At 72.1% G+C, this 2,812-nt stretch carries 3 protein-coding genes and 1 pseudogene; 2 read left to right on the top strand and 2 right to left on the bottom strand.

The window, feature by feature from the left end:
* Window positions 1-372 (top strand): annotated as a pseudogene (locus ABZ914_RS49620) (hypothetical protein); the annotation flags it as partial.
* A 242-nt stretch (window positions 373-614) separates the two neighbouring features.
* Here the strand turns inward: ABZ914_RS49620 and ABZ914_RS49625 are convergent.
* Window positions 615-1,241, bottom strand: a complete 627-nt coding sequence (locus ABZ914_RS49625; RefSeq protein ID WP_500201559.1) for a TetR/AcrR family transcriptional regulator — start codon at window positions 1,239-1,241, stop codon at window positions 615-617.
* A 188-nt stretch (window positions 1,242-1,429) separates the two neighbouring features.
* Between ABZ914_RS49625 and ABZ914_RS49630 the strand changes: the two genes are divergently transcribed.
* Entirely contained in the window at window positions 1,430-1,750 is a 321-nt protein-coding gene (locus tag ABZ914_RS49630) for a DMT family transporter (protein ID WP_500201560.1), read from the top strand.
* 403 nt (window positions 1,751-2,153) lie between these two features.
* Here ABZ914_RS49630 and ABZ914_RS49635 read toward each other — a convergent pair whose 3' ends face one another.
* Window positions 2,154-2,582 carry a DUF6924 domain-containing protein gene (locus ABZ914_RS49635; protein ID WP_500201561.1) on the bottom strand — a complete coding sequence of 143 codons (429 nt, stop codon included), beginning with the start codon at window positions 2,580-2,582 and terminating at the stop codon, window positions 2,154-2,156.
* Window positions 2,583-2,812 lie beyond the last annotated feature (230 nt).

The following is a 2,812-nucleotide window of genomic DNA, read 5'->3' on the forward strand; positions in this document are numbered from 1 at the left end:
GCCGCCGCGCCGCTCGTCCGGCTGGCGCGCGGCCGCCCGGACCGGCTCGTCGCGGCGGCGGCCGGCGTCGGCGTCGCCGGATTCGCCGTGCTGTGGACGGCGCCGGCGCCCTTCGCCGTCGCCGGGCTGCTCGTCGTGGGCCTCGGCGTGGCGCTGCTGTACCCGGTCATCCTGGGACAGGCGCTCGCGGCGTGGCCGTCCCAGCCCGCCCGCGCCTCCGCCCGCTGCGCGCTGGCGTCCGGGGTCGCGATCGGCACGGCCCCGCTCGTCCTCGGCGCGCTCGCCGACCTCACCACGCTCCGCGCGGCCGTGTTCGTCGCGCCCGCCCTCCTGCTGGCCCTGCTCGCCCGCCGCGTCCGGCGAACCTGCTGACTAGGTGCAGGCCGGACTCGCCGCACATCCGGCGCTTTCCCCGGCGCCTTCACCGCCGACCTGCCCACCACCGCCGCGGGCGCCGCCCTGGACACGGCCGCCCGCGAGTGGCTGTGCTCGGACGACCCCGCCGACCGCGCCGCACGCATCGACAGGGTGTTCGCCCTGTGAGCGCCCTGTCTGTGGGCAGGCGTCCGCCGGAGTTCGCCGATAGCGCGGACGTCGGGGCGCCCAGTGGATGATCAACCCGGTCGGTCGCCGGGCGCGGCATCGGGTCGTGCGGTGAGGCTTGCGGCGAGGGCGTCCAGGCCCGCCTTGATCCGGTCGAGCGGCATGCCGCGCATCCGGCGCTGGTGAAGGAACAGGTTCGCGGCGAGGGGGGCGAGGAGGGCGTCGGCCAGGTAGGCGGCGTCGGCGTCCGGGCGGATCTCGTGGAGCAGCATCGCCAGGTGCCGGTGGTAGAGGCCGTACGAACCGTCGCGGAAGCGGGCGTCGGGCGGGTCGGACTCGGCCATCAGCAGCAGGTCGGCCTGGGCCTCGGTGCGGTCGGCCAAGGCGTGCAGGAAGGCGCGGACGCGCTGGGAGGGCGCGGCGCCCGGGCCGAGCGGCGGAGGGCCCGTGATGAAGGCGGCCTGGAAGTCGCGCTCGCGGTCGTCGATCACGGCGTAGACGAGGCGGGCCCGGTCGCCGAACCGGCGGTAGACCGTGCCGACGCCGACCCCGGCGGCCCGCGCGACCTCGTCCATGGAGACGGCCTCGGCCCCACGGGTGGCGATCACCTCCGCGGCGGCGCGCAGGATGCGGCGGCGGTTGTGCGCGGCGTCCGCGCGCTCGGCGGGCGGACGCCCGACCACGGGCAGCTCCCGCATCCAGCCCCCTCTCGGCACGGCTCACCAGCGTAACGGGTTGATATCCGGAGAAATCTCCGGTTAAGCTCCCTAAGCGGAATTTTCTCCGATTAGTGGCGAGGAGTCGGGATGACGACGGATCTGACGGGCCCGGACGAGGACCGTGTCACCGGTGCGGCGATCGCCGTGGACGGGGGGTACGCGGCCTGATGGCCTGGATCTTCTTGCTGATCGCGGGGGCGACGGAGCTGGTGTGGGCGACGGCGCTGAAGTACTCGGACGGCCTGACGCGCCTGTGGCCGACCGTCATCGGACTCTCGGTGGCGCTGCTCAGTGTCGTCGTGCTGTCGCTGTCGCTTCGGACGCTGCCGGTCGGGACGGCGTATGCGGTGTTCGTCGGCCTCGGGGCCCTCGGCGTCGCGCTCGCCGGCATGGTCGCGTTCGGCGAGAGCACGTCGCCGGCCCGGCTGGCGTTCCTCGCTCTGATCGTCATCGGCGTGATCGGCCTGCAGGTACTGGAGAGCTCTTAGAGGGCGCTTGGCCCCCTAAAGGTGCTGAATGTGGTTGTTGCTGTCGAGGTCGGTTGATGCCGAGTGGGTGCGCAGGAGTTGATGGTGTTCGTTGGGGCGTGAGGAGTCGCGGGCGAGCCTGCTTTGTGGCTGTTCTTATGCCTCGTCCCAAGGTGGGGGCATGTTCGGTCTTGGAGCCGGTGACGGTGAGGTGTCGACTGTCTTGCCTGGCCGCTGCGTCTGTGGCCGGAGGCGTCGGCGCGTCGTTAAGCCGTTGTCATGGGCCCTCGAACGCCGCTATCCCAGCGTCATGTCTGACGCCTGCTGGTAGCTGATCGAACCCACGTTGGCCGCCTGGCGTGACCGGTGCCGCGCCGGGACCCCTGGACATCGGCCCGTGCACGCGAACACGACCTGCGCACCATCATGGACGCCATCCTCTACGTCGACCGCGGGCTGCTGCACCGCCTGGTGCGCGTCCGGGCACGCTGGCCAGGTCGATCAGCAGTGGCCCGTCCCCGCCATAGGCCACCGAGATGTCCGCCAGGACGGCGACCTGCTGTGCCGGGCCGCCGTCAGGGACGACCGCCGGTACGTTCCCGCTGTGCAGGGAATTCCAGGCGGGGCCTTCGACCAGGCGGAGCCGTACGTCGCCGTCGACGACGAGCGCATCACCTTCTCGGCGACCTCGGATCTCATTGAGCAGCCCGCTCCATAATGGCGCGCCGTCCCTGAAGCAGGTGGACGCCAAAAGCACTTCGCCGCGGCGCGGGCTGGGGAAGGGTGGGAAAGGCCATGGTTCTCCTCCGGAAAAGCCGTTGTCGTGGTGACGGTTCCGGCCATGGTGGTGCATCGGTAGGACACTTTGCCCTCAAGGCCGTCGCCGTCGGCGGCGGGCCGGGCGCCCCAGTCCTGGCAGTTCGCAGCCGCTCCGTCGAGGCGTGCCAACGGATGGGGGAGCAGCACATCCGATGTCCCGTCGTGCCCATGGCGGCGGTGAGTTCCGGCGTCGATGCCTGAGAGGTCGTCTCCACTGGATCGGGCGGGTGTGGAGATGGGCGAGGCGCCCGCGACAGGCGTGAC

It is taken from the genome of Spirillospora sp. NPDC046719 (assembly GCF_040645715.1).
Taxonomy (GTDB): domain Bacteria; phylum Actinomycetota; class Actinomycetes; order Streptosporangiales; family Streptosporangiaceae; genus Spirillospora.